We start from the raw sequence: 4971 nt of genomic DNA, 5'->3' as shown, positions 1-4971 counted from the left end.
TCAACCTGTTTGTAATGCAGGGCATGACCCATCACGAGATGAGCTATATCGCCCGCGCCGCGATCCCAATGTTCCTGATCATGGTGCTGATGGTGTTTGTGCTGATCGCCTTCCCGGAGCTGGCGACCTATTTGCCCAACAACCTCAGGCCCGGACCGGTCTAGACACTTGATGCGCGCGCTCGCCTTTGCCGCCCGGCATGGGCGGGCCGCCTTGGTCCTGGGGCTTCTGGCCGGACTGTTTCTGCCCGGCCTCGCCGGCGCCCTTCAGCCCTGGCTGCCGGAAATGGTGGCCGGGCTTTTGTTTTTGAATGCATACCGGATTGGCTTCCGCAAAGCCGCTGGCGGGCTGGCAGACGGGATTGGCACTGTCAAAGCCATTGCTTTGCTGCAAATTGCCCTGCCGCTGCTGGCGCTGGGAGTTGCCTCTGTATTCGGCGTCGCGCAGAGCCCTGCCGCAGTGGCGCTGATCCTGATGCTGAGCGCGCCGTCGGTAACTGGCAGCCCCAACATCACCGCGCTGATGGGCCATGCGCCGGAGCCTGCATTCCGCCTTCTGATCCTGGGTACCGCTCTGATGCCGCTGACAGTGGTCCCGGTTTTTCTGCTGGCCCCCAGCCTAGGCGACCTTGGGGACGTGCTGCGTGCAGCAGGGCGGCTTATTGGCACGATTGGCATCACCGTGGCTGCAGCCTTCCTGCTGCGGCGCGCAACCCTGCCCGGCTTGCGCGAAGATCAAGCCAAAGCCATCGACGGGCTGACGGTGATTGCGCTGGCGGTGATCGTGGTTGGGCTTATGGCTGCGCTTGGGCCTGCCCTGCAAGCTGACCCGCTGCTGGTCCTGCAATGGCTGGGCTTTGCCCTGGCTGCCAACCTGGGCCTGCAGGTACTGGCGTTTGGGGTCTTACGCCGCCGCGCGGGCAGTGGCGCCGTGCCCGTCTCCGTCGTGGCCGGCAACCGGAACTTCGCTCTCTTCCTGATCGCCCTGCCCGCAGCAACGACCGATCCGCTGCTGATCTTCCTCGGCTGCTACCAGATCCCGATGTATCTGACCGCAATCCTGATGAAGCCGCTATACGGCCGCACAGAGCTCAGGACAGGAAGGTGACCCCCGGCATATGCCGGATCAGCTCGGCATCGGCCATGTATGTCTCGCTCATGTCGTCCACCAGCGCCTGCGACCAGCCCGGCAGATCGATTTCCTCTTCGATCGCCTCCTCCGAGTGGAAGTAGCTGAGGAACAGCGCGCGCACCCGCTCTCGCTGGTCTTCCGACAGGCCGGGGCGGTTTGCCAGATAGGCTTCCAGCCGCTCATATCCCGCCTCCGAGATGATGCCGCGGGTAATGTCCAATTCGCCGTCAAAACGAAAGCCGTCGCCCAGCCCCGTCACCTGCCCCAGGATATTGGGCCAGATCACCGGCGTTTCTTCGTTGCACCAGACTGTAATGCGGCAGCCGGGATTGCTGTCCTGAATATCCGCAACTACATCCGACCAGCGCAGATGCACGAAATCCGTGCCTGCAGTGAACTGCTCCCAGGTCCGGTTGGACTGGGATTTGAACACCGGCCCGATCAGCGTGGCCGGATTGCGCAAGCCCAGGAAAAACTCGCACGGATTGCCCGGAAAAACACCTCTCAGCGCCGCGGTATTGCTGCCCGCATTGCGGCAGAGCCGCCCGCCGCTGAGCATCCAGCCCGGCACCCCGAGAAACCCGGAGTTGGTCAAGATGATCCGCGAAACCCTCTGGTCCTTGACGATGCCGGCCAGCAGCGCCGCGCGTTCCTGATCGGTGACAAACTCCTGGTTCTGCTTGCGCAGCATTTGATTGACAGCCGCCATATAAGTGCCTGGACGGCGGATCATCACACCGTGTTGCAGCAGCCGCTGCGCATCCTTGCGCAGCGACCAGATCAGTTGGCCGTTATCGGTGTTTGGCGCCCCGATGTGGAAAGCGAGTGTAATGTCCCGCATGTCAGCTTTTGCCTGGTTCATCGTCCCGTCCGGCCTTTGCCCTTTCCCTGTTCCGCATCCGGTCCCGGCACGCGGTCTGGCGGATTGCACAGGTCATAACCGTGCCTTCATCCGGCGGAAAAACCGGTCATCTCTTTGGCGCAAAATATAAGCGCAGGCTTGTTTGGCAAGGCGCGGATGGCCACGGTCCAGGGCCAGATTGGCCAGCTCCCGCTGAAACCGGGGGAATTCGTGGCGTTTGCGCAGCAGGCGGTGAAACCGGTGCGGTGTCAATTCGCCGGAAATGGCACCGCGGGCAATCTCCTGCAGGACGCCCATCTGCTGCAGCGAGGACCCCAGCCGGTGGCCCAGCAGCGGGCAGCGCCAGAAGGTGACATTTGCCCCGGAAAACCGCGCCGCATGGGCCGCGTCCGGCACCACGTAAGGGTCGAACATGATATGCACGTCGCCTGCCGCCTGGCTGGCCAGGGAGGCATCCCCGAACGGCCCGGAGAAGTCCCTGTCCCAGACTTTCTTGTAGCGCATTTCCCAAGGCACCAGCGTCTTGTCGAGGGTGGATTGCGGGCTGATTGCAAACACTGTCGATCCGGGCGCCGCCGCCGCAAAGGCCGCCGCTGCATAGCCGCCCATCGAGGCGCCGTAGAACACCACCCGGGAAAACTGTTCAAAGAAACCGCTGTCGCGCAGCGCCTCGAATTTGGCGGACACCTCCTGGTGGCGGAACCAGGTCCAGCCATTGGCCATCACCCCCAGCATCGACCAGCCCTGCGCCTCGATGAAGCTGAAGCCCCAGGGCCGCCGGTCATCGCGTTTGGTCATGGCAATGTCGAGGTTGTCAAAGGTCACAACCAGCGTGCCGCCGCGCGGCATGAACAGGAAGGAGTGCTCTTCCAATTCGTCAAAGAACCCTTCCTTGCCGGCCAGTTGGCGGGCCACCTTGGACCACTCCCCCGAAGGCGGCAGCACCTCCTGCGGCTCGGCAGAGAGAATTGCCAGGCCGTTCTTGCCTGCCTCCGGCGGCACCAGAGTGTTACAGCTGCCATAGGCCTTGAGGAACGGGTAGCTGCCAGACCCTTTGCGGATTTCAATCACCAGCCGGCTGAGCGGATGCAGCGCCCGGTCCAGCATGGGCTTAGCGTTCTGGATCTTGTGCCGTGCACCAAAGCTGTTCAGCGCCAGGATCACGTCATAGCTGCCCAGATCACGCGGCCGGCTTACAACCCGGATCGCGTCCCGGTCCACGCCGCCCTGTTCCAGCCGGGCCTGCCAGGATTGCAGCTGCGCCGGATCGGGGGGCTTGGCCTGCCCCTTGCGGTCGCAGGAGACAAAATCGATACTGCAGCCGTAGCGCTGATACAGAAGAATGCAAAGCTCTGGCGCCTGGCCGTTGATATCGGCACCTGTGCGAACGTCGTCGGCATCCAGTGCCGGCAGCACGCTTTTGAAATCAAATCCTTCACTCATCATGCGTCGTCAACTGCCCTTCAGGGAAACACCGGCACCGGGCTGCCCCGTGCCGGTCATCATCTGCCCGCGGAAAACACCGCAATACCGCAGCCCTCTTTTGCGTTGTATTATCCGAAAAGGATTAAGGATCCGGTTACCGGTCACGGCTCCTTTCCGGCACGGGTCAGGACTGTGGAATATTTGCCGTGCTTGGCCAGCACCTTGACGGTGCCAAAGCTTTTCATGGCGCCGATACCACCGGACCCCTTGCGAATATCCAGGACGATACCGCCGCCCGGGCTGATCTGCCTGCTGAACAAATCCTGATACGTGCCGACGGGATAGTGGAACCCGCAAGACGCCAGGCTGATCACCAGATCAAAGGCACCGAGCGCGGCGGTGTCCTCGGTCTTGGGGTTGATGGTGGTGATTTTTCCAGCAGGCACGCCGTTCTTTTCCAGAAACGCGCGGGCGGTCTCAAGGCTGGTATAGCCTGCGCCCTCCCCCTCAAAGCCGAAATGGCGGCTGTTGCCTTCTTCGATGTCGATCAGCGCGATGCTGCAGCCATAGCGGCGGTGCAGCAGCAGGCTGGCAAAGGCATACCCGCAGCCGATGTCCGCGGCCCGTTCGGGCGCTATGGGATCGGTGGCCTTCAGGAAAAAATCGCACTCCCGTTCCGCGATCCGGATCGATTCATGCAGAATGTGCTGCCGCTGCGACCGGGCTTCAGCCAGCAGCTGTTCTTCGTCACCTGCCATCCAATCCTTGATGGTTTGTCCTGAGCTTGCCAGTTCGGAACGCTGCAGCAGGATGTTGGCGACGTCCTGATCGCTGAACATCGAGTAATCCAGCGCTGCCGGGTCGATTTTTTCCACGGGTATCTCTTCCGGTTCAGGGGCCGGTTGCAGCAGGTGGCGTGTTTTTTCCGCATCAATCCCATGCTGGGCCAGCAAGTCATGGACATAGCAGCCTTCAGCGGGCACGCCGCCGTATTTGGCCGCGATGTTGCGGAAGCGGCGGCCCCAGAAATGGATCGACAGCGTATCGTCGCGGATATGGCCGCGTGCCTGGTTCGGGCGGTTTGGGTTCAGCACCACACCGGCCCGCTTGAACGGTACAGGATAAATCACATGGCCTGGCCGGGAATTCTTGACTTCGCCGGTTTCCTGCAGGAACCAGGTGAGCGCGTCCGGCCCCCAGACCCCCCAGGGCAAAAGCGAAACATGCACCCCCTGCCCGCTGTCTTTCAACGCTTGCAGTTCGGCCTGTTTTTCAGCGCTGTACCAGGGCGGAACAGGATATTCATCGCTGGTGAAGCGCAACATCGCCGCCAGGGTTTTGGAGGTCTTGGGCAGCCGCAGCACCCCGTTATTGACCATCGGCTTGTCGTCAGAGATCCAGCCATGGAAATGCTTGCCCTTGATATCCCAGGGCTGGCAGCAATAGGCATCGGTATCGGCCCAGATGTAGTTGGTCTTGCGCAGCAAATGCAGACGGAAGACATCGGCATGATACGCCGGGCTGCCGGTGCGGGCGTGGCGGATGATGCGGTC

4 protein-coding genes and 1 pseudogene are annotated in these 4971 nt (G+C 62.1%); 2 read left to right on the top strand and 3 right to left on the bottom strand.

What is annotated here, in order from left to right:
- A pseudogene (locus tag A2I95_RS25920) lies at positions 1 to 164 on the top strand (C4-dicarboxylate ABC transporter permease); the annotation flags it as partial.
- 7 nt (positions 165 to 171) lie between these two features.
- Positions 172 to 1107: a hypothetical protein gene (locus A2I95_RS25915; protein ID WP_291734543.1), complete on the top strand. Its 936-nt coding sequence runs from the start codon at positions 172 to 174 to the stop codon at positions 1105 to 1107.
- Here A2I95_RS25915 and A2I95_RS25910 read toward each other — a convergent pair.
- The 3 genes from A2I95_RS25910 to A2I95_RS25900 form a co-directional block, all read right to left on the bottom strand.
- A complete protein-coding gene (locus tag A2I95_RS25910; RefSeq protein WP_027259794.1) occupies positions 1091 to 1993 on the bottom strand; it encodes a hypothetical protein in 903 nt (300 codons plus the stop codon). The two genes, A2I95_RS25915 and A2I95_RS25910, sit on opposite strands and share 17 nt — an antisense overlap.
- Positions 1994 to 2065: 72 nt before the next feature.
- Positions 2066 to 3439, bottom strand: a complete 1374-nt coding sequence (locus A2I95_RS25905) for a hypothetical protein (RefSeq protein WP_027259795.1) — start codon at positions 3437 to 3439, stop codon at positions 2066 to 2068.
- A gap of 140 nt (positions 3440 to 3579) precedes the next feature.
- A partial coding sequence (locus A2I95_RS25900) for a class I SAM-dependent methyltransferase (RefSeq protein ID WP_291734541.1) occupies positions 3580 to 4971 on the bottom strand: 1392 nt, incomplete at its 5' end.

The organism is Leisingera sp. F5 (assembly GCF_001593695.1).
Note: the sequence above shows the minus strand (reverse complement) of the source record. Positions and strands in the feature narration are given on the sequence as shown.